Source organism: Pseudomonas sp. P7758 (assembly GCF_013386485.1).
Taxonomy (GTDB): Bacteria; Pseudomonadota; Gammaproteobacteria; order Pseudomonadales; family Pseudomonadaceae; genus Aquipseudomonas.
In genome coordinates this window covers 1-20,833 of record NZ_JACARS010000058.1, presented here as the reverse complement: position 1 = coordinate 20,833, position 20,833 = coordinate 1, and the positions used below count along the sequence as shown (strand labels likewise).

20 protein-coding genes are annotated in these 20,833 nt (G+C 60.4%); 10 read left to right on the top strand and 10 right to left on the bottom strand.

The genetic code is table 11. The annotated features are described in order from the left end of the window. Window positions 1-41 precede the first annotated feature (41 nt). From HX873_RS12425 to HX873_RS12410, 4 genes are all read right to left on the bottom strand, one after another. Window positions 42-995 (bottom strand): hypothetical protein, encoded by a 954-nt coding sequence (locus HX873_RS12425; RefSeq protein WP_003208616.1) that lies wholly within the window; start codon window positions 993-995, stop codon window positions 42-44. A 20-nt stretch (window positions 996-1,015) separates the two neighbouring features. Then, complete coding sequence (locus HX873_RS12420; protein ID WP_003208614.1) at window positions 1,016-2,731, bottom strand: proline--tRNA ligase; 1,716 nt, start codon at window positions 2,729-2,731, stop codon at window positions 1,016-1,018. A 179-nt stretch (window positions 2,732-2,910) separates the two neighbouring features. Further along, window positions 2,911-4,452 (bottom strand): AmpG family muropeptide MFS transporter, encoded by a 1,542-nt coding sequence (locus HX873_RS12415; protein ID WP_008433581.1) that lies wholly within the window; start codon window positions 4,450-4,452, stop codon window positions 2,911-2,913. Between the two features lie 43 nt (window positions 4,453-4,495). Beyond that, on the bottom strand, window positions 4,496-4,810 hold the full coding sequence (locus HX873_RS12410; protein ID WP_218166212.1) for an MGMT family protein: 315 nt from the start codon (window positions 4,808-4,810) through the stop codon (window positions 4,496-4,498). A 202-nt stretch (window positions 4,811-5,012) separates the two neighbouring features. On the opposite strand from HX873_RS12410, the gene HX873_RS12405 reads away from it, so the two are divergent. Next, window positions 5,013-6,020 (top strand): DUF481 domain-containing protein, encoded by a 1,008-nt coding sequence (locus HX873_RS12405; protein WP_003208606.1) that lies wholly within the window; start codon window positions 5,013-5,015, stop codon window positions 6,018-6,020. A gap of 15 nt (window positions 6,021-6,035) precedes the next feature. Here HX873_RS12405 and HX873_RS12400 read toward each other — a convergent pair whose 3' ends face one another. Continuing rightward, window positions 6,036-6,794, bottom strand: coding sequence for an SDR family oxidoreductase (locus tag HX873_RS12400; protein WP_003208604.1), 759 nt, complete (start codon window positions 6,792-6,794; stop codon window positions 6,036-6,038). A 75-nt stretch (window positions 6,795-6,869) separates the two neighbouring features. Here HX873_RS12400 and HX873_RS12395 point away from each other — a divergent pair, with 75 nt between their 5' ends. The 4 genes from HX873_RS12395 to groL all read left to right on the top strand — a co-directional run bounded on the left by HX873_RS12395 (window position 6,870) and on the right by groL (window position 10,384). After that, window positions 6,870-7,601, top strand: a complete 732-nt coding sequence (locus HX873_RS12395) for a HugZ family protein (protein ID WP_003208603.1) — start codon at window positions 6,870-6,872, stop codon at window positions 7,599-7,601. A 66-nt stretch (window positions 7,602-7,667) separates the two neighbouring features. Further along, window positions 7,668-8,144 (top strand): FxsA family protein, encoded by a 477-nt coding sequence (locus HX873_RS12390; RefSeq protein ID WP_003208601.1) that lies wholly within the window; start codon window positions 7,668-7,670, stop codon window positions 8,142-8,144. Between the two features lie 249 nt (window positions 8,145-8,393). Continuing rightward, the gene (gene groES, locus HX873_RS12385; protein WP_017846112.1) at window positions 8,394-8,690 is read left to right on the top strand and encodes a co-chaperone GroES; all 297 of its coding nucleotides are present in this window, start codon (window positions 8,394-8,396) and stop codon (window positions 8,688-8,690) included. A gap of 50 nt (window positions 8,691-8,740) precedes the next feature. After that, a complete protein-coding gene (groL, locus tag HX873_RS12380) occupies window positions 8,741-10,384 on the top strand; it encodes a chaperonin GroEL (protein ID WP_003208597.1) in 1,644 nt (547 codons plus the stop codon). A 131-nt stretch (window positions 10,385-10,515) separates the two neighbouring features. Here groL and HX873_RS12375 read toward each other — a convergent pair whose 3' ends face one another. The 5 genes from HX873_RS12375 to HX873_RS12355 all read right to left on the bottom strand — a co-directional run bounded on the left by HX873_RS12375 (window position 10,516) and on the right by HX873_RS12355 (window position 16,833). Continuing rightward, window positions 10,516-11,943, bottom strand: coding sequence for a glycosyl hydrolase family 8 (locus HX873_RS12375; RefSeq protein WP_177122732.1), 1,428 nt, complete (start codon window positions 11,941-11,943; stop codon window positions 10,516-10,518). A gap of 85 nt (window positions 11,944-12,028) precedes the next feature. Beyond that, on the bottom strand, window positions 12,029-13,324 hold the full coding sequence (locus tag HX873_RS12370) for a HAMP domain-containing sensor histidine kinase (RefSeq protein ID WP_177022732.1): 1,296 nt from the start codon (window positions 13,322-13,324) through the stop codon (window positions 12,029-12,031). After that, window positions 13,314-14,012 (bottom strand): response regulator transcription factor, encoded by a 699-nt coding sequence (locus HX873_RS12365; RefSeq protein ID WP_102369812.1) that lies wholly within the window; start codon window positions 14,010-14,012, stop codon window positions 13,314-13,316. The genes HX873_RS12370 and HX873_RS12365 overlap by 11 nt, the downstream gene beginning before the upstream one ends. Window positions 14,013-14,085: 73 nt before the next feature. Then, the gene (locus HX873_RS12360; protein WP_102369811.1) at window positions 14,086-14,829 is read right to left on the bottom strand and encodes a phosphatase PAP2 family protein; all 744 of its coding nucleotides are present in this window, start codon (window positions 14,827-14,829) and stop codon (window positions 14,086-14,088) included. A gap of 54 nt (window positions 14,830-14,883) precedes the next feature. Further along, window positions 14,884-16,833 carry an LTA synthase family protein gene (locus tag HX873_RS12355; RefSeq protein ID WP_177122731.1) on the bottom strand — a complete coding sequence of 650 codons (1,950 nt, stop codon included), beginning with the start codon at window positions 16,831-16,833 and terminating at the stop codon, window positions 14,884-14,886. A gap of 201 nt (window positions 16,834-17,034) precedes the next feature. On the opposite strand from HX873_RS12355, the gene colR reads away from it, so the two are divergent. From colR to HX873_RS12330, 5 genes are all read left to right on the top strand, one after another. Continuing rightward, on the top strand, window positions 17,035-17,718 hold the full coding sequence (gene colR / locus HX873_RS12350; protein WP_003208587.1) for a two-component system response regulator ColR: 684 nt from the start codon (window positions 17,035-17,037) through the stop codon (window positions 17,716-17,718). Further along, window positions 17,708-18,988, top strand: a complete 1,281-nt coding sequence (locus HX873_RS12345) for a HAMP domain-containing sensor histidine kinase (protein ID WP_008433601.1) — start codon at window positions 17,708-17,710, stop codon at window positions 18,986-18,988. Before colR ends, HX873_RS12345 begins: the two co-directional genes overlap by 11 nt. A gap of 188 nt (window positions 18,989-19,176) precedes the next feature. Further along, entirely contained in the window at window positions 19,177-19,857 is a 681-nt protein-coding gene (locus HX873_RS12340; RefSeq protein ID WP_008433602.1) for a class I SAM-dependent methyltransferase, read from the top strand. Window positions 19,858-19,861: 4 nt separating this feature from the next. Then, window positions 19,862-20,578 carry a lipopolysaccharide kinase InaA family protein gene (locus tag HX873_RS12335; protein WP_023659223.1) on the top strand — a complete coding sequence of 239 codons (717 nt, stop codon included), beginning with the start codon at window positions 19,862-19,864 and terminating at the stop codon, window positions 20,576-20,578. Then, complete coding sequence (locus HX873_RS12330) at window positions 20,578-20,808, top strand: hypothetical protein (RefSeq protein ID WP_008433604.1); 231 nt, start codon at window positions 20,578-20,580, stop codon at window positions 20,806-20,808. Before HX873_RS12335 ends, HX873_RS12330 begins: the two co-directional genes overlap by 1 nt. Window positions 20,809-20,833 lie beyond the last annotated feature (25 nt).

The following is a 20,833-nucleotide window of genomic DNA, read 5'->3' as shown; positions in this document are numbered from 1 at the left end:
CGCCGCATTCGCGAGCAAGCCCGCTCCCACATTTAAAGGCTTCAGCGTGCTCCGGGATCCGCCACCAGGCGTCCGGCATCCTTGGTCAAGGCCTGCAGGAATTCCTGCTGCAACTCCGGATCATTGCGGGTCAGTTCGATCAGGCTCTGTTCCAGCTCGCTGGCTTCTTCTTCCAGGCCCAGCTCCGACAGGCGCTTGACCCGGTGCACCCACTCGTTGACCTCGTCGTCTTCCAGGTCGTCATAGATCAAACCGTGAGCTTCGAGCAATTTGCCCCGCAGGGTGCCGCTGATGGCTAGGGATGAGTCCGAGTGCACGTCATCCTGGGCATCTTCAACACTGATCTTCAGGGTGCTGATGCGGTTCAGGTCCTGCTCGGCAAACGGGCTGTCCAACAGGTTCAGGCGCAGCACGCCATCGCGGTCGGTGGTCAGCTCATGGGTTTGCTTGCCGGCAGTCACCTGTACCGGGCGCTCGCTCCAGGGCAGGCTCGAATACTCCACGCGCTTGTCGCGCTGGACTTCATCGATACCCGCCAGGTTCTGTTGCGCACGGCCGTTGGATTGCACGTTCATGAACGGGTTGAGCCCGTCCACGCCATAGCTGAGCCAATCCCGGGTCATGCTGGCAGGCAGGTTGCCCAGGGCAAACACATTCGCCACGTTGGCGCCGACGCCCGCCACCAGCGCGACCGCGCCCAGGGGCATCTCATAGAGTTTGCGCCAGGGCTGGTAGGGCGTGTAGCGGTCGTAGCGACGGGTAACTTCGAACTCGGTGACCTCAAAGGTCTTTTGCTCGTGAATGCGCACCCGGCGTTGCGGCAGCTCCAGCACCTTCGGCTCGCCCACGTCGATCTGCAGGCTGTGATCGAGCAATTTGCGCTCGATGCGTTCCTCGTGCTCGCTGCGTTGCGACATTTGGTTGGCGCAGCCGCTGACCAGCAGGGCGCCACATAACGTGGCGCCCCCCAGGGCTATGGTGTTTCGCTTGAACATGACGACTCTTGATCTGGTTTTCAGCGACGAATACGCGCCTGAAGGAAAGACAGCACGTCAGCCACCGGCAACGGTTGGGCCTCGGCTTCGGTCCGGCTCTTGTATTCCAGATTGCCATCGGCCAGGCCGCGGTCACTGACCACGATCCGGTGCGGGATGCCAATCAATTCCATGTCGGCGAACTTGATGCCTGGGCTGGTTTTCTTGTCCCGATCATCCAGCAGCACTTCAAAACCGGCAGCCGTGAGTTCGGCATACAGTTTGTCGGTGGCTTCGCGTACTTGCTCGGTTTCGTAGCGCAGCGGTACCAGGGCAACCTGGAATGGCGCCAGGGCGTCGCTCCAGATGATGCCTTTCTCGTCGTTGTTCTGCTCGATGGCAGCCGCAACCACGCGGGATACGCCAATGCCGTAGCAGCCCATTTCCAGGGTGATCGGCTTGCCGTTCTCGCCCAGCACTTCGCACTTCATCGCCTTGCTGTACTTGTTGCCCAGCTGGAAGATGTGCCCGACTTCGATGCCGCGCTTGATTTCCAGGGTGCCCTTGCCGTCCGGGCTCGGGTCGCCTGCAACCACGTTGCGCAGGTCGGCCACGGTCGGAACCGGCAGGTCGCGTTCCCAGTTCACGCCGAAGTAGTGCTTGTCATCGATGTTCGCACCGATGCCGAAGTCGCTCATCAGCTCGACCGAACGGTCGATGATGATCGGCAGTGGCAGGTTCAGCGGGCCGAGGGAACCGGCACCGGCGCCAATGGCATCACGCAGTTCTGAGTCGGTGGCCATGACCAGCGGGCTGGCAACGCCTGGCTGCTGAGCGGCCTTGATTTCGTTGAGCTCGTGGTCGCCACGGATTACCAGGGCGATCAGCTTGCCTTCTTCCTCGGCGCGCACGATCAGGGTCTTGATGGTCTTTTCAATCGGCAGATTGAATTTCTCCACCAGGGCCGCGATGGTCTTGGTCTCGGGTGTGTCCACCAGGCGCAGCTCTTCGCTTGGCGCAGGGCGGGAAGTTTCCCGTGGCACGGCTTCGGCTTTCTCGATGTTTGCCGCGTAGTCGGAACCGTTGCTGAACACGATGTCGTCTTCACCGGACTCGGCCAGCACGTGGAACTCGTGGGAGCCGGCACCGCCGATGGAGCCGTTGTCCGCTTCAACCGGGCGGAATTTCAGGCCCAGGCGCGTGAACACATTGCAGTAGGCGGTGTGCATGCGGTCGTAGGTGACCTGCAGGGACGCCTGGTCAGCGTGGAACGAATAGGCGTCCTTCATGATGAATTCGCGGCCGCGCATCAAACCGAAGCGTGGGCGGATTTCGTCACGGAACTTGGTCTGGATCTGATACAGGTTGAGGGGCAGCTGCTTGTAGCTGCTCAACTCGTTGCGCATCAGGTCGGTGATCACTTCTTCGTGGGTCGGGCCGGCGCAGAAGTCCCGGCCATGACGATCCTTGAAGCGCAGCAATTCAGGGCCGTACTCTTCCCAGCGCCCGGATTCCTGCCACAGCTCAGCCGGTTGGGTGCTCGGCATCAACACTTCCAGAGAGCCGGCAGCGTTCATTTCTTCACGAACGATGGCTTCGACCTTGCGCATCACCTTCAAGCCCATGGGCAGCCAGGTGTACAGGCCCGAGGCCAGTTTGCGGATCATGCCGGCGCGCAGCATCAGCTGATGGCTGATCACGACCGCGTCGGAAGGCGTTTCTTTCTGTGTGGCGAGCAAATATTGACTGGTGCGCATGGTAGGCCGTTGTCGGTTGCTTGGACTTGAAATGACTTGGGATTGTACGGGCGCTTGCTGCCGACGTACAGGCATCTGGTTGCTGGAGCAGGGCTTCTGTGGGAGCTGGCATGCCTGCGATGCAGGCAACACGGTGTGTCAGTTACACCGCGGTGATGCAATCGCAGGCAAGCCAGCTCCTACAGTGATTCGTTTTCCTCGGGAGGATTCAAGCGAATCCGCCGGCTTTCCTGAAACCAGTGCAAGGCGATCAGGACCAGCGTCGGCACACCCAGCAGGCAGGTGATCATGAAGAAGTTGTGGTAACCGAACTTCTCGACCATCACCCCCGAATACCCGCCGATCAAGCGCGGCAGCAGCAACATGATCGAACTGAGCAGGGCGTATTGGGTGGCGGAGAACTTCAGGTTGGTCAGGCTCGACAGGTACGCGACAAACGCCGAGGTCGCCATGCCTGAACTGAAGTTATCCAGGGAAATGGTGAAAATCAGCATCTGCAGGTCCGGGCCCATGTCGGCGAGCATCACGAACAGCAGGTTGGTGCCGGCCGATGCAATGCCGCCGATGAACAGGATCGGCAGAATCCCGAAGCGCACGATCAACAGGCCACCCATGCCGGCGCCCAGCAAGGTCATGATCAGGCCGAAGACTTTGCTGACACCGGCGATCTGGTCCTTGGTAAAGCCCTGGTCGATATAGAACACGTTGGCCATTACGCCCATTACCGTGTCCGACATGCGGTAGGTGGCAATCAGCCCCAACAGCAGGAAGGCCTGCCAGCGGTAGCGCAGGATAAAGTCGTTGACCGGCGTGAGCACCGGCGCCAGGCCCCGGCGGCCCATGGTCGACAGGCACAGCGTGGTCAGGATGATGTAGAGGATGGCCCGCAGGAACGCGCGATCTTCCAGCAGCAGGTCCAGCAGGCTGACCCCATGGAACAGCACGCTGGCGAAATCAGTGTTGTACAACTGGGTGAACATCGCCGGCACCGACACCAGCAGCACGATCAACACGAACACCGAGACCAGCTGGTGAGCAAAGCTGTAGCGCCCGGCCTGCAATTGGGTACGCAGCGGCACATTGGGTTCGCGCATGAACAGCGTGGTCAGCAGCGCAGGCACCATCAATGCACCAAACAGCACGTACGTACCGGCCCATGCCGAATGCTTGTAGTTGAACCCGGTGGAACCGAAGCCTTCGGCAAAAAACAGCGCACCTGCGGTGGCAAGCAGCGCGGCCACGCGATAACCGGACATATAGCTGGCGGCAAGCGCGGCCTGCTGGCTGTCGCTGGCGATTTCCAGGCGGTAGGCGTCTACGGCGATGTCTTGCGTGGCGGAAGCGAAGGCCACGATCACGGCGATGGCGATCAGCCAGGACAGATGCTTTTGCGGATCACAGAAACCCATGCCGATCAATCCGAGGATCACCAGCGTCTGGGACAGTACCAGCCAGGAGCGACGACGTCCGAGCTTGCCGAGCAGTGGCAGGCGCCATTGGTCGAGCAGGGGCGACCAGACCCACTTGAAGGCATAGGCCAGGCCGATCAGGCTCGCATAACCGATGGTTTCGCGGGCCACGCCGGCCTCGCGCAACCATACCGAGAGCGTCGAGAACACCAACATGTAAGGCAAGCCGGCAGCAAAGCCGAGCAGCAACAGCACTAACGTCGAGGGGCTGGCATAGGCGGCGAGCGCGGCGCGCCAGGTTTTACGGGGCATGGGCTGGAGTCTGCCTCAGAATTACGCAAATAAAGCGCGCACTCTAACCGCTGTGCTCTACCGGGCGCCAGCCATGACGCTGAATATCAACACGATTGTTCAGGATGCTGACGCCTTCGCCGCGCAAACGCGCACGTTGCTCGTCACCCGAGGCACTGCCCACCGGCAGACTTATCCGACCACCGGCACCCAGCACGCGATGCCAGGGCAGTTTGGTGTCCTCGGGCAGTTGGCTCAGGGTGCGACCCACCCAACGTGCGGCGCGACCCAAACCGGCGAGGTGTGCCAGCTCCCCGTAGCTGATCACGCAGCCTTCGGGCACTTGGGCGAGGGTCAGGTACAGCACGGTGCGGCGCATTTCAGCGGGGCTTTGCGGAGCGTCGGTCAGTTCGTTCACGGTGGCATATCCGATGAAAATATCCGTCTATTTGTAAGAAATTTCTGAAAAATGGGGGGCTGAGAGCGGAACTCGATACGAATACCCGAGTCAGTCCTTGCTAAGAAGTTATCCACCCCGATAATGCCCGTTTTTTCGTCAAACTCGAGCCCCATATCCGCTTATGTTGTCCAGAACCCTGCTGTGCCTCGCTGTCTTCAGCGCCTCCACCCCGTTGCTCGCCGACACCGTCTGGTTGAAGAACGGTGACCGCCTGACCGGCAAGATCAAGGTTTTCGACGGTGGCAAGCTGCTGATCCAGACCGACTATGCCGGCGCGATCCCGGTGGACTGGAAGCAGGTCAAGACCCTGGAGAGCGATCAGGAATTGCTGGTCAAGCAGGATGCCTACAGCGGTGAGAAGGCCAAGTCCCTGCAGCCGGCCGACGATGGCAAGGTCATCCTGGCCAACGGCGAGGCGCCCAAGACCGTCGAGCTGGCGAGCATCCAGCAGATCATCAAGCCCAAGCCGGTGATCGAGGACCTGGTGTGGAAGGGCAATGTCGATATGGCGCTGGACTACAAGCGCGCGGAAAAAGACACCAACGACTACGACATCGACTTCAAGACCACTGCCCGCCATGGCCAGTGGCGCCATACCGCCGAGGGCGAATACAACCGCGAATTCCAGGACGACGTGACCACCACCGACAACTGGGCGCTGGAGTACGACCTGGACCGGTTTATTACCGAACACTGGTTCTGGCAGGGCCGCTTGACCTACAAGCGCGACAAGGTCGAGGACCTGTCCCGCCAGCGCACCGTGGGTACCGGCCCGGGCTACCAATTCTGGGATGACGAACTGGGCGCGTTCTCCCTCGGTTCGCTGGTCAACCGCACCGACTATGAATACCAGGACGGCGGCAAGGACAACTTCTATTCGCTGGCCATGAAGTGGAACTACAACCGCTACCTGGTGGGCAAGACCGTTGAATTCTTCACCAATGGCGAAGTGGGCAAACCGCTGGCCGGGCCGTCCGAGTACTCCCTGGATGCGGAAATGGGCTTGCGCTACAAAGTCACCGAGTGGGCCTCCCTCAACCTCAAGGCCGAGCGCGACATTATTAGTGGCGACTCGGAAAGTGCGTTGAGCAAGACCCGCTACACCGCAGGGTTCGGCGTCGCCTGGTAACGAGCCGCTTGGTAATTAAAGGCGTAACCCGCCGTCCATTTCCAGAATCCGCCCGGTGTAGTAGTCGTTCTCGAAGATATACGCCGCTGAATGGGCAATCTCCTCGGGCCGCCCCATGCGCTTGAGGGGAATGCCGGCGGTCATCTTCTCCAAGGCCTCGGGCTTCATGCCCAGGGTCATCTCGGTCTCGATAAACCCCGGTGCGATGCCCGCCACGCGGATGCCGTAGCGCGCCAGCTCCTTGGCCCAGGTCACAGTGGCGGCCGCTACACCGGCCTTGGCGGCGGAGTAGTTGGTCTGCCCGACATTGCCGGCCCGCGAGATCGACGAGATATTGATAATGGTGCCCTGGTTCTTCAGCTCCACCATTTTCGCCGCCACCTCACGGGTGCACAGGAACACCCCGGTGAGGTTGACATCGATCACCGCCTGCCACTGGGCCAGGCTCATCTTGGTCATCTCGCCGTCCTTGACCTTGAGCAGCAAGCCATCACGCAAGATCCCGGCGTTGTTGATCAAGCCGTTGATCGCACCGAAGTCTTCGGCGATCTGTGCCACGGTGTGGGTCACCTGCTCTTCATTCGCCACGTTGCACAGATAGGCGCGGGCCTTCACTCCATGGGCCTGGCAGGCGGCCACCGCCTGGTCGAGTTTTTCCTGATTGAGGTCCACCAGCGCCAGGTTGGCACCTTTGGCGGCAAAATACTCGGCCATGGAGCGGCCCAAACCCTGGCAACCGCCGGTGATAATGATTACTTTGTCGTTGAGATGCATTCGCAAGTCCTGTGGGCAGAATTAAGCGGCTATCCAGGTTTGTTTTTTGACGAAATTTATCGAAGGAGTCATAAGTTGAGCGCGCACGTTGCCAAGAATGCCCGAGAACTACTGCTCAAGGAATACCGTGGGGCACTCGCCACCTTGTCCAAGGCCATGCCCGGTTTCCCTTTTGGCTCGGTGGTGCCGTATTGCCTGGACGCCGAGGGTCGGCCGCTGATCCTGATCAGCCGTATCGCCCAGCACACCCACAACCTGCAGAAAGACCCCAAGTGCTCGTTGCTGGTCGGTGAGCGTGAGGCCGACGACGTGCAAGCGGTAGGGCGTCTGACCTACCTCGCCGAGGCCGAAAAGCTCGAAGACGGCGCTGCGATTGAAGCCGCCGCCGAGCGTTATTACCGCTATTTCCCGGACTCGGCGAACTACCACAAGGCCCATGATTTTGACTTCTGGGTGCTCAAGCCGGTGCGCCATCGTTATATCGGCGGGTTCGGCGCGATCCACTGGGTCGACCAACTGACCCTGGCCAATCCGTTTGCCGGCAAGGCCGAGCTGAGCATGGTCGAGCACATGAACAGCGACCACACCAAGGCGATTGCCCACTATGTCGAACTGGCCGGCCTGCCGACCTCCGAGCCTGCGCAACTGGCCGGTATCGACAGCGAAGGCATGCACTTGCGCATTGGCCAGGCCCTCTACTGGCTGCCCTTTGCCGAGCCTTGCAACACGCCGACACAAGTACGCGAAGCCTTGGTTTTCCTGGCTCACGCCGAGGTCTGGCCGAAAAAAGCAGCCGCTGAAGCTTGAATTCACGAAACGGCGACGTCATCTAAGGTGGAGTAGCAAGGCATTCTTGCGTTGAGGAACCATTTGATGCGCCCTTTTTTGTTGCTCTTTTTGTTGTTTCCGGTGCTTGAGCTGTTCGTATTCGTACAAGTCAGCGGGGCAATCGGGTTTTTCCCGGCGCTGCTGCTGATCATTCTCGGCTCGATGCTCGGCGTACTGGTGCTGCGCGTCGCCGGCCTGGCCACGGCGCTGCGTGCCCGTGAAAGCCTGAATCGCGGCGAGCTGCCGGCCCAGACCATGCTCGAAGGCCTGATGATGGCATTGGCCGGTGGCCTGCTGATCCTGCCGGGCTTTATCAGCGATGTGGTTGGCCTGGTGATGTTGCTGCCATTCACTCGCAAAGTGCTGGCGGGCAAGATGCGCCAGCGTGCCGAAGAGGCTGCCATTCGCCAGCGCGCCTTTGCCGATGACCTGCAACCCCGTGGTGGCCCGGCCCCGCGCCAGCCCCTGGGGCGCGAAGGTGACGTGATCGAAGGTGAGTTCGAACACCGCGACCCCAAGTAATCCCCTCACTGGCACGGCACCCGCGGGTGCCGTGCGGCTTTTGAAGACGCCCCCCGACACAAAAATTTTCATCTCGGTACCCTTGTAATAAGCTTATGCGCCCTTATGTAACGGTCACCGCAAGGTTTCTGGTGGCGACACCAGACAGACTTCCGCGTTTCGCGCCGCGAACCGCGACCGGCACCGCCGGAATTTAACTAGCCGGAATTGACACCGGCCGATGAAAAACACAATTAGGAGAGATCGACAATGAGCAAGCTTCGTCCTCTGCATGACCGCGTCGTCATCCGTCGCAGTGAAGAAGAAAAGAAAACCGCTGGCGGTATCGTGCTGCCAGGTTCGGCTGCTGAAAAAGCCAACCACGGTGTGATTGTCGCTGCTGGCCCAGGCAAGACCCTGGAAAACGGAGAAGTACGTGCGCTGGCTGTGAAAGTGGGTGACAAGGTTGTGTTCGGCCCTTACTCCGGCAGCAACACTGTGAAAGTCGACGGCGAAGACCTGCTGGTAATGGCTGAGAACGAGATTCTCGCTGTTCTGGAAGGCTGATTTCCCCGTTCATCTTCCCGTTACTACAAAGTATTTAAGGAATATCGATCATGGCTGCTAAAGAAGTTAAATTCGGCGATTCCGCCCGTAAGAAAATGCTCGCCGGTGTGAACGTCCTGGCTGACGCAGTAAAAGCGACCCTGGGCCCTAAAGGCCGTAACGTGATCATCGAGAAGAGCTTCGGCGCTCCGACCATCACCAAGGACGGCGTTTCCGTCGCCAAAGAAATCGAGCTGAAAGATCGCTTCGAAAACATGGGCGCGCAGCTGGTCAAAGACGTTGCCTCCCGTGCCAACGATGACGCAGGTGACGGCACCACCACCGCTACCGTTCTGGCTCAGTCGATCGTCAACGAAGGCCTGAAAGCCGTCGCTGCCGGCATGAACCCGATGGACCTGAAACGCGGCATCGACAAGGCGACCATCGCCATTGTCAAAGAGCTGAAGTCCCTGTCCAAGCCATGCGCTGACACCAAGGCAATCGCTCAGGTCGGCACCATCTCGGCCAACTCCGACAGCTCCATCGGCGACATCATTGCCGAAGCCATGGAAAAAGTCGGTAAAGAAGGCGTGATCACCGTTGAAGAAGGCTCGGGCCTGGAAAACGAACTGTCGGTTGTTGAAGGCATGCAGTTTGACCGTGGCTACCTGTCCCCGTACTTCGTCAACAAGCCAGACACCATGACCGCCGAGCTCGACGGCCCGCTGATCCTGCTGGTTGACAAAAAGATCTCCAACATCCGTGAACTGCTGCCAGTTCTGGAAGCTGTTGCCAAGGCCGGTCGCCCACTGCTGATCGTTTCCGAAGACGTTGAAGGCGAAGCCCTGGCGACTCTGGTTGTGAACAACATGCGCGGTATCGTGAAAGTGGTTGCTGTCAAGGCACCTGGTTTCGGCGATCGTCGCAAGGCCATGCTGCAGGACATCGCTGTCCTGACTGGCGGTACCGTTATCTCCGAAGAGATCGGCCTGAGCCTGGAAAGCGCTACCCTGGAACACCTGGGTAATGCCAAGCGCGTCACCGTGACCAAGGAAAACACCACCGTGATCGACGGTGCTGGTGTTGAAGCTGACATCCAGGCACGTGTTACCCAGATCCGCGCTCAAGTGGCCGATACCACTTCCGACTACGACCGTGAAAAACTGCAAGAGCGTCTGGCCAAGCTGTCCGGCGGCGTTGCAGTGATCAAGGTTGGCGCGGGTTCCGAAGTTGAGATGAAAGAGAAGAAAGCCCGCGTTGAAGACGCCCTGCACGCTACCCGTGCAGCCGTTGAAGAAGGCGTGGTACCTGGCGGTGGCGTGGCACTGGTTCGCGCTCTGCAGGCTATCTCCGAGCTCAAAGGCGACAACGCTGACCAGGACGTCGGTATCGCTCTGCTGCGTCGTGCGGTTGAAGCACCTCTGCGCCAGATCGTTGCCAACTCCGGCGACGAGCCAAGCGTAGTGGTCGACAAGGTCAAGCAGGGTTCGGGTAACTTCGGTTACAACGCGGCTACCGGCGAATACGGCGACATGATCGAAATGGGCATCCTGGACCCGGCTAAAGTGACTCGTTCGGCTCTGCAAGCGGCTTCGTCGATTGCCAGCCTGATGATCACCACTGAAGCAATGATCGCCGAGATCAAAGAAGATGCTCCAGCTGGCGGCGGTATGCCAGACATGGGCGGTATGGGCGGCATGGGCGGCATGATGTAAGCCAGCCTTACCCCGATACTGAAAAACCCCGCCTGCAGCGATGCAGGCGGGGTTTTTTTATGCTGATCGTTCCCACGCTCTGCGTGGGAATGCCGCCAGGGACGCTCCGCGTCTCTCTTTACGCGCACGCCTCAGCTGACGCCGCGACGCCCCAGCAGTTTCTTGAACATGAAGCCGCGAGCCAGCATCAGCTGCGAGGCAGCCGGCAAAGATGCCACGGGTCCCGGTGCCGCAGTGCCGGATGACGGATGGACAGGCACGTGTGCGGTTTTTTTGAGGGGCGCCGGTTGGGGCCGCTCCCAATGGCCGGACATGACCACCATGCCCAGCAGTTTGAGGGTATTGCCGTAATAGTCATGGTCACGGATGGACCGGCGTTGCAGGTTGTCCCAAAGGTTATTGAGCCACAGCTGATTGTCGGGGTTGATCATTGCGCTGACCCCGAGTGCCGCCACAAAGGCCGGCTCATTGTGCGCTTCCTCGATCGCACTGCCGTCGATTCGGTAGCCACTGTTGAAGTTGCCCGGCTCATCGTGGGTGGTGGCGCGTGCCCAGCGGTTGAAGGTGGTCAAGGTGTACAGCGCACGCGGGTCACCGTACATCAGGTAATCCAGGCCGATGCGCCACGGGTAGCGGGCCGCGTTCCACGAATAGCTGCCGTCGTATGGGCCTTCCACCAGATCGGGCCGCGCCGGGGTGATCGAGGTGTCCAGGTGGCTGATGAAGTCCGGCACCAGCCCGCTGTTGGCGCTGTACCGTTGGGTAAAGTCACTGATGATCGAATAGGTCTTGTCGCGCACCGCCTGCCAGCGCTTGTCCCCGGTCATGGTGAAAAAGCTGTAGAGGTGCGACTGCATGAAGTCCGAGCTGCGGGTGGTGTACTCAAGCTCTGCGTCACCGTCGGTACCGGCCCAGTCGCCGAGCATCAGGTGCTGAGTCCTGGGGTGCACCTCGTGTTTCATGATCGCCGCCATCACCGTGTTGGCCTCGCTGCGATAGTCAATGGAGCCCTCGCTGCCCCATTTCTGATCGGCCAGCAACAGGGCGTAGGCGATGTCCAGGTCGCCATCGGTGGCACTGACGTCACCACGGAAAGGGTCGGTGGAGTCGCCGCATCCCTCGGTCTGGTTCCAGGCCATCAGGCCGGGATCGGACGCTGCCGGGTGATCCTGGAAGTAGCGCACCATGCCGTCGAAAGTCCGTTGGGCCTGGTCATCGTAGTCGGCCATCATCACAGTGAGCAGCATGCCGTAGCCATGGGCCTCGGACACGGTGATGGTGTTGGGCGCGGCGCCACCACCCACGGGTTTGTGGTCGGCGTTGACCTTGATGAAATACCGGCCGCTGCCGCATTCCCCCGACAGGTAAACCGCCTTCCAGTCCTTGTAGAACGTGACCAGTTGTTGATCCATGGTCGCCTGGGGCTGGCGATTGGGCAGGATGGTGCCGGGGTAGTAGGGCGCGTGGACATTCTGGGCCGCAACGCCGCCTGACCATGAACCGGCGGCCATGCACAGTGATAACAGCAGCGTGGGCAGATGCCGTCTAGGGTGACGCATGAGCTGACTCTCCAACCTGATCCAAAGGGCAAGGTCGCGAGGTTAGCGGCAGCGAGGATGTTCCACTGTCACAGGCTGTAACAGCCTAGGCCGGACGCAGTGCCAGGGTCAGGGTCAGGCGTGCGCCGCCCAACGGGCTGCGGGTGATCGACAGCTCACCCCCGTGCCAATGGGTGGCGCGCTTGGCCAGTGCCAGGCCGAGGCCAAACCCGCTGGGCTCGTCGCCGCCCATGGCCAGGCGTACGAAGGGTTCGAAGATCTTTTCGCGGTTTTCCGGCAGCACGCCCGGGCCGTCATCATCCACATGCAGCACCAGGTGCTGGCCCTGGCACGCGGCGCTGACGTTCACCCGTTCGCGGGCGTAGTTAATGGCGTTGCTTAACAGGTTGCGCACGATCAGATGCAGCAGGGCGCGGTCGCCGATCAGTTCCAGGTCGGCCGGGTCGGTGTCCAGGGTCAGCAAGCGATGGTGCCCGTCCAGCAGGGCAAACTCCTGCTGCAGCCAGGCATGGAGATTGATTGGCTCATGCTGCAGGTCGCTGGGTGCATCGGCCAGCCGGGCAAAGGCGAGGCTGGCGCGAACCAGCGACTCCAGTTCTTCGATATCGGTGTGCAGGCGCTCTTGCAGGCGGGTGCGGGTGTCGGGGTCGGCGCTTTTACTCAGCAGTGCCAGGGCAAAACGCATCCGCGCCAGGGGTGTGCGCAGTTCGTGGGACACCGCCTGGGAAACCTCCCGGTGGCGTTCGCCCATCGAGCTGATGTCCAGCGCGTGCCGTTGCAAGGTCAGCAGCAGCGGCGCCCACTCCTGGCTCATCGCGGGCAGCAGCGTGTTGGGCGAGCGGGCGAGGGTAGCAATGCAGGCATTGAGGGCATCGAGGTCATGGGTGTATTTGCGCCGGGCACGCAGGGCAATCCAGAGAAACAGCAGTACCGGCAGGCCGGCGACACAGGCGGTCACCCAGTACACCGGATATTGCAGCAGGTCCTTCACTTCGGCGGTTCCCCACAAGGGGCCGAATTGAATCACCGTGTCATCGTCCAGCGGGAAGTAGGTGACGTCCTCATCACTGTTCTGCGCCGGTTGATGGTGGTCGAGCATCACAATAGCTTCAGGCGGCAGCTCGATATCATCCTTTTTCACCAGGCTCACCGGGTACTGAAAGCGTGCTTGCAGTGACTCGATGCGCGCCTCCCGTTGTTCGGCGGGCAAGGCCTTGAGTTGCTCGGCAACCAGATAACCCGGCCCGGCCATCAGCCGCAGAAAACTGTAGTCGCCGATAAACACCGAGGCGTTCGAGCACAACCACAACAGGTAAAAAGTGAGGGCGGCCCAGCTGGTGCCGGCCGCGATGGCCATCCACGGGCGGACTTTAGACAGCATGCTGGCTCCCCGTCGGGATTTCGACGAACAGGTATCCCTGCGCCGTGATGGTCTGGATGGTCACGGGGCACTCAAGGCTCATCAGCTTTTTGCGCAAGCGCGACACCCGCATATCAATCGATCGGTTCAGCCCGTCGTACTCCAGGCCGCGCAGGCGCTGGAGCAGCTTTTCCCGGGTGAGCAATACGCCGCAATGGCGGGCAAAGATGGCGAGTAACTCGAATTCGGCCACCGAAAACTGCAAGGGCGCCTCGCCGAGCCAGGCGAAGTGGTTGTTCAGGTCCAGCCGAAAAGCGCCCCACTGGTAGTAACTGCGGGGGGCCTGGGGATGGCGGCGCAGCAGCGAGCGGATCCTTGCCAGCAACAGTTGCGGGTCGATCGGCTTGACCACGTAGTCGTCGGCCCCGGCGGCAAACCCCACCAATTGTTCGGCGTTCTCGTCCAGGGCCGTCATCATCAGGATCAGCCCAGGGTAGTGGTCGCGAATCTGTCGGCACAGGGTAAAACCGTCGATGCCCGGCAGCATCACATCGAGGATCAACAGTGCCGGTTGTTCATCCTGGATACGCTGGGCGGCGTGGTCGCCACGGTGTTCCACTGCGACGGTAAAGCCTTCGGCGCGCAGGAACTCGGCCGTCAGTGCCGCCAGGGGCAGGTCGTCTTCGATCAGCAACAGGGTATCGGACATGGCTCAGCAGGATCGTTGCCAAAAAGTGCGCAGAGTGTTGCGCCCTTGCCCCCGGCTAGGCAAGGGCTGATCATCACGGCGTCACGGGCTGCTTGCGGAAGGCGGGCTGCGGTGTTTTCACCGGCCGGTACAGCAGGAAGTAATAGGCGCCCAAACAAATCAGCCAGCTGAAAATTGCCGTCCACACGTTGTGGGAAAGAAAGTGCGCCCCTTGCATCGTGCGGCTCACCGAAAGCACCGTGCCCAGGCCCAGCGCAAACATGAACGCCGAGCGCGCCATCCGCGGTCGGCGATCCCTCAGGGCAAAAAACAACGCAAACAGCGCAAACCCGGTCGCCGCATGCCCGCCCGGCCAGCAACGCCCCGGCTTGTCGGTCGGCGGCCTGGGGCTCAGCAGCTCGCTGTACGTCTCCTGGCCGCCAAACTCCTTGACGCTCCACGGGCATTGCACCCCGGTCACCGTCTTCAACGGTGAAACGAACGAGGTGGCCAGTGCCAGCGACAGCACCAGGCAGCCCAGTTCCCGGCGATAGGGTTTGAGCCGCTCAAAGACAAAGGCCCCGGCAAGCCCGGCGATTGCCAGCACCGAAAACACGATCACCATCTGCTTGGCGCGATCGTGAAGAATGTCCTCCAGAAAAAAACTGTGCCGGCCCACGAAGCCGCCTTCGGACGCGTCGTAAAACAGCCTGGCGATGTCCATGTCCAGCGACGTCAGCTCCAGCAGCAACATGGCCACCGCCAGAACGGCAGGCACACCGAGGCACAACCAGAAGTTGAGGGGTTGGGATAGCGGACGAACAGCGATTGCGTGCATGGCGAACTCAGACCCTAAAAAAAGCCCCGGTCAGACCTGGCCGGGGCATTCTGGTTAGCGTGTACTCACTTGGGGAACCTCGTCCTTGGGCACCCTCCAGCTCAGCAATTGTTGCTTGTAGTCATAACTGGCGCCCTGGTAGTAGGTGATGGCCCGCTGGATCAACGGGTCATCGCTGCCAACGCGGATTTCGTGGCTGTCGCCCAGGGCTTGGTCATGCCGACGCAAGCCTTGGCGCGGGCTGAGAATCGCCAGGTCCTTGCCGTCGAACAACCCCAGGTACTGGTAATTGCCGACCACTACCCGTGGCGGCAGCGGGTTGTCCTGCAGCAGGTTGCGGCCAAAAAACGTCGACTCGTAGCTCAGGTTCAGCAAGCCCAGCAGGGTCGGGGCGAGGTCGATCTGGCTGGCCAGCTTCGCGTTCTCGCCGGCGTCTACCAGCTTGGGTGCGTAGATGAACAGCGGGATCTGGTAATTGACCATCGGCAGGTCTTCCTTGCCGGCGCTGCCCGCCGTGTGGTCGGCGACGAAAATAAAGATCGTGTTGTCGAACCAGGGTTTCTGGCGCGCCGCCTCCAGGAACTGGCCGATGGCATGGTCGGTGTACTTCACCGCGCCGTCGCGACCGTCACCGGATTTGATATCAATGCGGCCAGCCGGATAGGTATACGGACGGTGGTTGGAGGTGGTCATCAGTTGCAGCAGGAATGGTTGCTGCTTGGCGTAGTCGGCGTCCGCCAGTTTCAGCGTCTGTTTATAGAGGTCTTCGTCGGCCATGCCCCAGGCGTTTTTAAAGCTGATTTCGGATTCGGGCACGCTGCTCTGGTCGACCACGCGGTAACCGTTGCCGCTGAAGAACGCGTTCATGTTGTCGAAGTAGCCCCGGCCGCCGTAGACAAACACGCTGTCGTAGCCGATGGCGTTGAGCTGCTGGCCCAGGCTGCCGAAACCGCTTTCCCGGCCGATACGCTTGACGATGGAGCGCCCGGGCGTTGGCGGGATGGCCAGGGTGATAGCTTCCAGGCCGCGGTCGGTGCGGGTGCCGGTGGCGTAGAAGTTATTGAAGTACAGGCTCTGTTTGCGCAGCGCATCGAGGTTGGGCGTGAGGTTATTCGGGTCGCCGTTGCTGCCCATGTACTTGGCACTGAAGCTTTCGATGGTCACCAGCACGATGTTGGGTTTGCGCAGCGTGCCCGGGTTGGTAATGGCGCGACGGATATCCAGCGGATCCGTGCCGATAAACCGTGCGTTGGGCTCGCTGAGTTCGGCGCGCAACTGCTTGGCGACTACATCTGCCGGCAGGCTCTTGTAGAACTGGGTGTAGTCCAGTTCGTTGTTACGGAAAGCGGCGAAGAACTGATAGGGGCCGTTGCTGGCCAATTCGTTGTTGTAGGCGTTACCGCCCTGGCTGCGCGGGCTGTCCTGGTTGATCAGTTGCAGGCTCAGGCCGGCCACCACCAACAAACCAAGGGCGTTGAGCAGGCGTTTGCGCATCGCAGGCAACGGCGAGTTCATCGCCGCGTTGAACGGTTTACGCAAGGCCAGGCTCAAGATAATCGCCATCACCGCCAGCAGGCTCAGCAGCTTGCCGATCGGATACGACTCCAGCAGGTTGTTCAACACCTCTTTGGAGTACACCAGATAGTCCACGGCAATAAAGTTGAAGCGCACGCCGAACTCGTCCCAGAACAGCCATTCGGCCACGCTGGTGAAAAGCATGGCGAACAGGCTGACGGTGAGTACCGCCTGCAGGAACCAGCGATGGCCACGAAGGCGCCACAACCCCGGTGGGCACAGCAGCAAATACAGGCCCAGGGGCAGGGCGGCATAGGCGAGGAAGCCGAGGTCATACAGCAGCCCTACGCCGAATACCGGCAGCAGGTTGCCGCTCACCTCATCCAGATGGGTTACCAGCAGCACGCTGCGGGTCAGTAGAAAAACCACCAGCCAGGCACCGGTCACCAACAGCAAATAGCGCATTGGCGCCGTTTTTGGAAAACCCATGTCAACGTTCCTTATTTTCGATGGGCGCGATCTTCGCGCTGACACTGTAGTCAGCTTGTGAACCTATAGTGAAAAACTCGTTAAGTTCCCCAATCGGTTGAAAACAGTAATCGGCGCGGCCTTCAGGCCTAGCCGTGAGCCATACTTGGCCTTAAGCTGCGCGAGCCAACACGGCCGTTACCGCGTACGGAGACACTGCCCATGCGAATTTTATTGGTTGAAGACAACCGCGATATTCTGGCCAACCTGGCCGATTACCTGGGGCTGAAGGGCTACACCGTAGACTGTGCGCAGGACGGTTTGTCGGGCCTGCACCTGGCTGCCACCGAACATTACGACCTGATCGTGCTCGACATCATGCTGCCTGGCATTGATGGCTACACCCTGTGCAAACGCCTGCGTGAAGACGCGCGCCGCGACACGCCGGTGATCATGCTCACTGCGCGCGACCAACTGGATGACCGGCTGCAGGGCTTCAAGTCCGGCGCCGATGACTACCTGCTCAAGCCGTTTGCGCTGTCGGAGCTGGCCGCGCGTATCGAAGCGGTGCTGCGTCGTGCCCAGGGCGGCGGGCGCCGTGCCTTGCAGGTGGGTGACCTGAACTACGACCTCGATACACTGGAAGTCACCCGCGAAGGGCGCCTGCTCAAGCTCAACCCGGTCGGCCTGAAGCTGCTGGCGGTGCTGATGCAGAAAAGCCCGCATGTATTGCGCCGTGAGATTCTTGAAGAAGCCCTGTGGGGTGATGACTGCCCGGACAGCGACAGCCTGCGCAGCCATGTCCATCAACTGCGTCAGGTGATTGATAAACCCTTCGCCAAGCCGTTGCTGCAAACGGTGCACGGTGTGGGTTATCGCCTGGCCGAGGGTCGTGATGGAGTTTAAGCAAAGCCTTGCCCAGCGGATCATCATCGCCTTCGCCTTGATGAGCGCGCTGGTGGCGGGGGCCTTCGCCATGGGCATCGTCGCTACGGTGCACCTGGTGGAAGAAAAACTCATATCGGCAGGCCTGGGCGGTGACTTGCAACGGCTGCTGCTGATGGACAGCGTCGAGGACTGGAGCCATCGCCCCGAGCCCGACCAGTTGTTCTACTTCAGCGGCGGCCCTGGCGATTTTGAACTGCCCAAGGACTTGCGCCACCTCGACGCCGGTTTTCACGAGGTGTTCCGCGAACAGCTTTCCTACCACGCGATGGTCGAAATCGTTGACGGTCGCCGTTATGTCCTGCTGCAAGACCAGAGCGATTTTGAAGAACGCGAGCGCGTGCTGTTTGCTGTCGTGCTGGTGGGGTTTGTACTCAGCCTGGCGCTGGCGGTATTTCTCGGTTGGGTACTGGCGCGCAAGGTAATGGCGCCGGTCGTACGCCTGGCCCGCCAGGTGCGGCACCGCGACCAGTTACTTGGCCTGGCACCACCGCTGGCGCCGGATTACGCCGCGGATGAAGTCGGCGAATTGGCTGTGGCCTTCGATGCCACCCTGGGCCGTTTGCGCCAGGCATTGTCCCGGGAGCAACTGTTTACCAGTGACGTGAGCCACGAATTGCGCACCCCGCTGATGGTGCTCGCCAGCTCCTGCGAACTGTTGCTGGAGAACCCCGCGATTGACCAGCGCGGCCGCAAGCAGGTCGAGCGCATTGCGCGGGCCTGTGAAGAAATGCGCGAACTGGTGCAGACCTTCCTGATGCTGGCTCGTGCCCAGCGCGAGGAGGCCGGCATGTCGCCCCAGGCCAACCTGGCCCAGGTGGCCGAGGACTTGCTGGGGATCTGGCGTGAGCCGATCGAGCGCAAAGGCCTTGAGCTGATCTATCAACCGGGCAATCCACTGGATACCCGCTACAACGCGACCTTCCTGCACGCGGTCATGGGCAACCTGTTGCGTAATGCCCTGCACTACACCGAGCATGGCTTGATCCGCCTTACCCTGGAACCGAGCGGTTTTGTGGTGGAAGACACTGGCGTGGGCATTCCCGAGGACAAGCGCGAAGCGATGTTCGAACCGTTTGTGCGTGGCAGTGAAAAGCGCGGTGAAGGCCTCGGCCTGGGTTTGTCCTTGGTTCAGCGCATCTGCGAGAACCAGGGTTGGAGCGTCAGCCTCAGCACCATGGAGCCCAACGGCTGCCGCTTTCACGTCGAATTGAGTCAAGTCAAAGCCTGATGCCTGCCCTGCCGCTAAGCTGCGGCAGACTTCCTGATTTTCGCCGAAGATGGCATCATGCCACGACTTGTGTCTGCAAAGTTTTGTAATGTATACGATTCGACAGGACAAGTTTTTCACAACGTGTTGACCTGTTGATCACAGGATTCTTTTTAAGGTTGTAGGCATCAGTAACTGGAGACCCGGTGATGCCTACCCCGATCAAGCTCGAATTTTCCGAAAAGTACGACGATCAGCACGCGCAGAATTATTTACTCAAACACCAGGACAATCTGGCTCGCCGGTTGTCCCACAAACGCGACGAGCAATTGGCCCGTGGTGCGCTGGCCATGGCCGGTGAGCCTGGCCTGGTGCTGGACCTGCCATGTGGTGCCGGGCGTTTCTGGCCGTTGCTGGCCGAAAAGCCCAACCGCGTGATCATCGGTGCCGACAACTCCGCGTCGATGTTGAAGATTGCCACCGTCGCCCAGCCGGCGGATGTGGTGAAACGGGTACGCCCCTTGCAAACGTCTGCCTTTGATATCGATTTGCCAGATAATGCGGTCGACAGTATTTTCTGCATGCGCTTGATGCACCACATTGGTGACCCCGAGCACAGGCTGGCAATACTGCGCGAATTTCAGCGTGTTACCCGTGACAGCGTGATTATCTCGCTGTGGGTGGACGGCAATTTCAAGGCCTGGAAACGCAAGCGTGCCGAAGTGCGGCGTCGCAACAAAGGTGAGCAGGAAGGTTACCAAAATCGGTTTGTGTTACCGGCTGCTACTGTTGAGGCAGAGTTTGAACAAGCCGGTTTCCGTGTTCAGGAATCTCTGGACTTCATACCGCTCTACGCCATGTGGCGAGTGTATGTATTGCGCAAGAGGTAACAGGATGGCTGTCGAGTGTTTACCAGGTAGTGAAGTAGCTCCCGAGGAGCGATTTGATTATTTCTGGCGCCAGCAGGGCGAGTGGGTCGAAGAGCCCAATCGTCGTCGCGGCGGTGAAAGTGGTGTGCAACGGGTGACGGGCACCAATGGGCGTTTGCTCTACAGCAAGCGCCAGACCGGTCATATCTACCGTAGTTGGCTCCATCCGTTTGGGCGCCCCACTGTGTTGCGTGAGCGTGACGCCCTGAAGGGCCTGCGCTTGCTGGATGTACGCGTGCCGGAGTTGGTGTTCTGCGAGGCCCGCCGCGATCCTGAGCACCAATGGAAGGCGTTGTTGGTCACGGCGTCGCTGGACGGTTTCGACGAGATCGAAAACTGGTACGCCGCCGGTGGTCGTGAGCAGTATGGCGAGTTGGTGCATGAGCGTTTGCTCAAGGAACTCGCGGGTACGTTGGCGCGGATGCACAAGGGGCGTTGGCAGCATGGTTGCCTGTATATCAAGCATATCTTTGTGCGGGTGACGGGTGAGGGTGACGCGGCGAAGGTTGAGGTGGCGTTGCTGGATTTCGAGAAGTGCCGGCAGCGCTTGACCGCTTTGCGGGCGGCCCGGCATGACATGTTGCAGTTGCGCCGCCATTCGTCGTGGAATGCTACGGACTGGCAAAAACTGAGCTACTTTTACGAGACGGCGTTTGGCAGCGCTATCAAGGGTTTAACGTAATGAAGCTAGAAATTGCACGAGGTTTGTTTCTGTTGGGGGCGTTGGGCATAGCTGCCCTGGCCCTGGCTGCCTGGGAGCAGCCCCGGACACAAGTTCTCAGTGCGGTGCAGGGTGTCGGGCAGCAATGCCCGATGCCGCGGATCGCCAAGGTCGGTGTCGCGGCCAAGCCTGATCATGAGTTGTTGTTGTTCATGTTTGGGATGTCCCAAGGGATGAGGCCACAGAGTTGAAGAGATTGAAGCCCAAATAAAAGGC

What these genes read in the sequence shown, in the direction of transcription:
- HX873_RS12425 (WP_003208616.1), bottom strand. Translation starts at nt 995, where the DNA reads ATGTTCAAGCGAAACACCATAGCCCTGGGGGGCGCCACGTTATGTGGC.
- HX873_RS12420 (WP_003208614.1), bottom strand. Translation starts at nt 2,731, where the DNA reads ATGCGCACCAGTCAATATTTGCTCGCCACACAGAAAGAAACGCCTTCC.
- HX873_RS12415 (WP_008433581.1), bottom strand. Translation starts at nt 4,452, where the DNA reads ATGCCCCGTAAAACCTGGCGCGCCGCGCTCGCCGCCTATGCCAGCCCC.
- HX873_RS12410 (WP_218166212.1), bottom strand. Translation starts at nt 4,810, where the DNA reads ATGCGCCGCACCGTGCTGTACCTGACCCTCGCCCAAGTGCCCGAAGGC.
- HX873_RS12405 (WP_003208606.1), top strand. Translation starts at nt 5,013, where the DNA reads ATGTTGTCCAGAACCCTGCTGTGCCTCGCTGTCTTCAGCGCCTCCACC.
- HX873_RS12400 (WP_003208604.1), bottom strand. Translation starts at nt 6,794, where the DNA reads ATGCATCTCAACGACAAAGTAATCATTATCACCGGCGGTTGCCAGGGT.
- HX873_RS12390 (WP_003208601.1), top strand. Translation starts at nt 7,668, where the DNA reads ATGCGCCCTTTTTTGTTGCTCTTTTTGTTGTTTCCGGTGCTTGAGCTG.
- groES (WP_017846112.1), top strand. Translation starts at nt 8,394, where the DNA reads ATGAGCAAGCTTCGTCCTCTGCATGACCGCGTCGTCATCCGTCGCAGT.
- groL (WP_003208597.1), top strand. Translation starts at nt 8,741, where the DNA reads ATGGCTGCTAAAGAAGTTAAATTCGGCGATTCCGCCCGTAAGAAAATG.
- HX873_RS12375 (WP_177122732.1), bottom strand. Translation starts at nt 11,943, where the DNA reads ATGCGTCACCCTAGACGGCATCTGCCCACGCTGCTGTTATCACTGTGC.
- HX873_RS12370 (WP_177022732.1), bottom strand. Translation starts at nt 13,324, where the DNA reads ATGCTGTCTAAAGTCCGCCCGTGGATGGCCATCGCGGCCGGCACCAGC.
- HX873_RS12365 (WP_102369812.1), bottom strand. Translation starts at nt 14,012, where the DNA reads ATGTCCGATACCCTGTTGCTGATCGAAGACGACCTGCCCCTGGCGGCA.
- HX873_RS12360 (WP_102369811.1), bottom strand. Translation starts at nt 14,829, where the DNA reads ATGCACGCAATCGCTGTTCGTCCGCTATCCCAACCCCTCAACTTCTGG.
- HX873_RS12355 (WP_177122731.1), bottom strand. Translation starts at nt 16,833, where the DNA reads ATGGGTTTTCCAAAAACGGCGCCAATGCGCTATTTGCTGTTGGTGACC.
- colR (WP_003208587.1), top strand. Translation starts at nt 17,035, where the DNA reads ATGCGAATTTTATTGGTTGAAGACAACCGCGATATTCTGGCCAACCTG.
- HX873_RS12345 (WP_008433601.1), top strand. Translation starts at nt 17,708, where the DNA reads ATGGAGTTTAAGCAAAGCCTTGCCCAGCGGATCATCATCGCCTTCGCC.
- HX873_RS12340 (WP_008433602.1), top strand. Translation starts at nt 19,177, where the DNA reads ATGCCTACCCCGATCAAGCTCGAATTTTCCGAAAAGTACGACGATCAG.
- HX873_RS12335 (WP_023659223.1), top strand. Translation starts at nt 19,862, where the DNA reads ATGGCTGTCGAGTGTTTACCAGGTAGTGAAGTAGCTCCCGAGGAGCGA.
- HX873_RS12330 (WP_008433604.1), top strand. Translation starts at nt 20,578, where the DNA reads ATGAAGCTAGAAATTGCACGAGGTTTGTTTCTGTTGGGGGCGTTGGGC.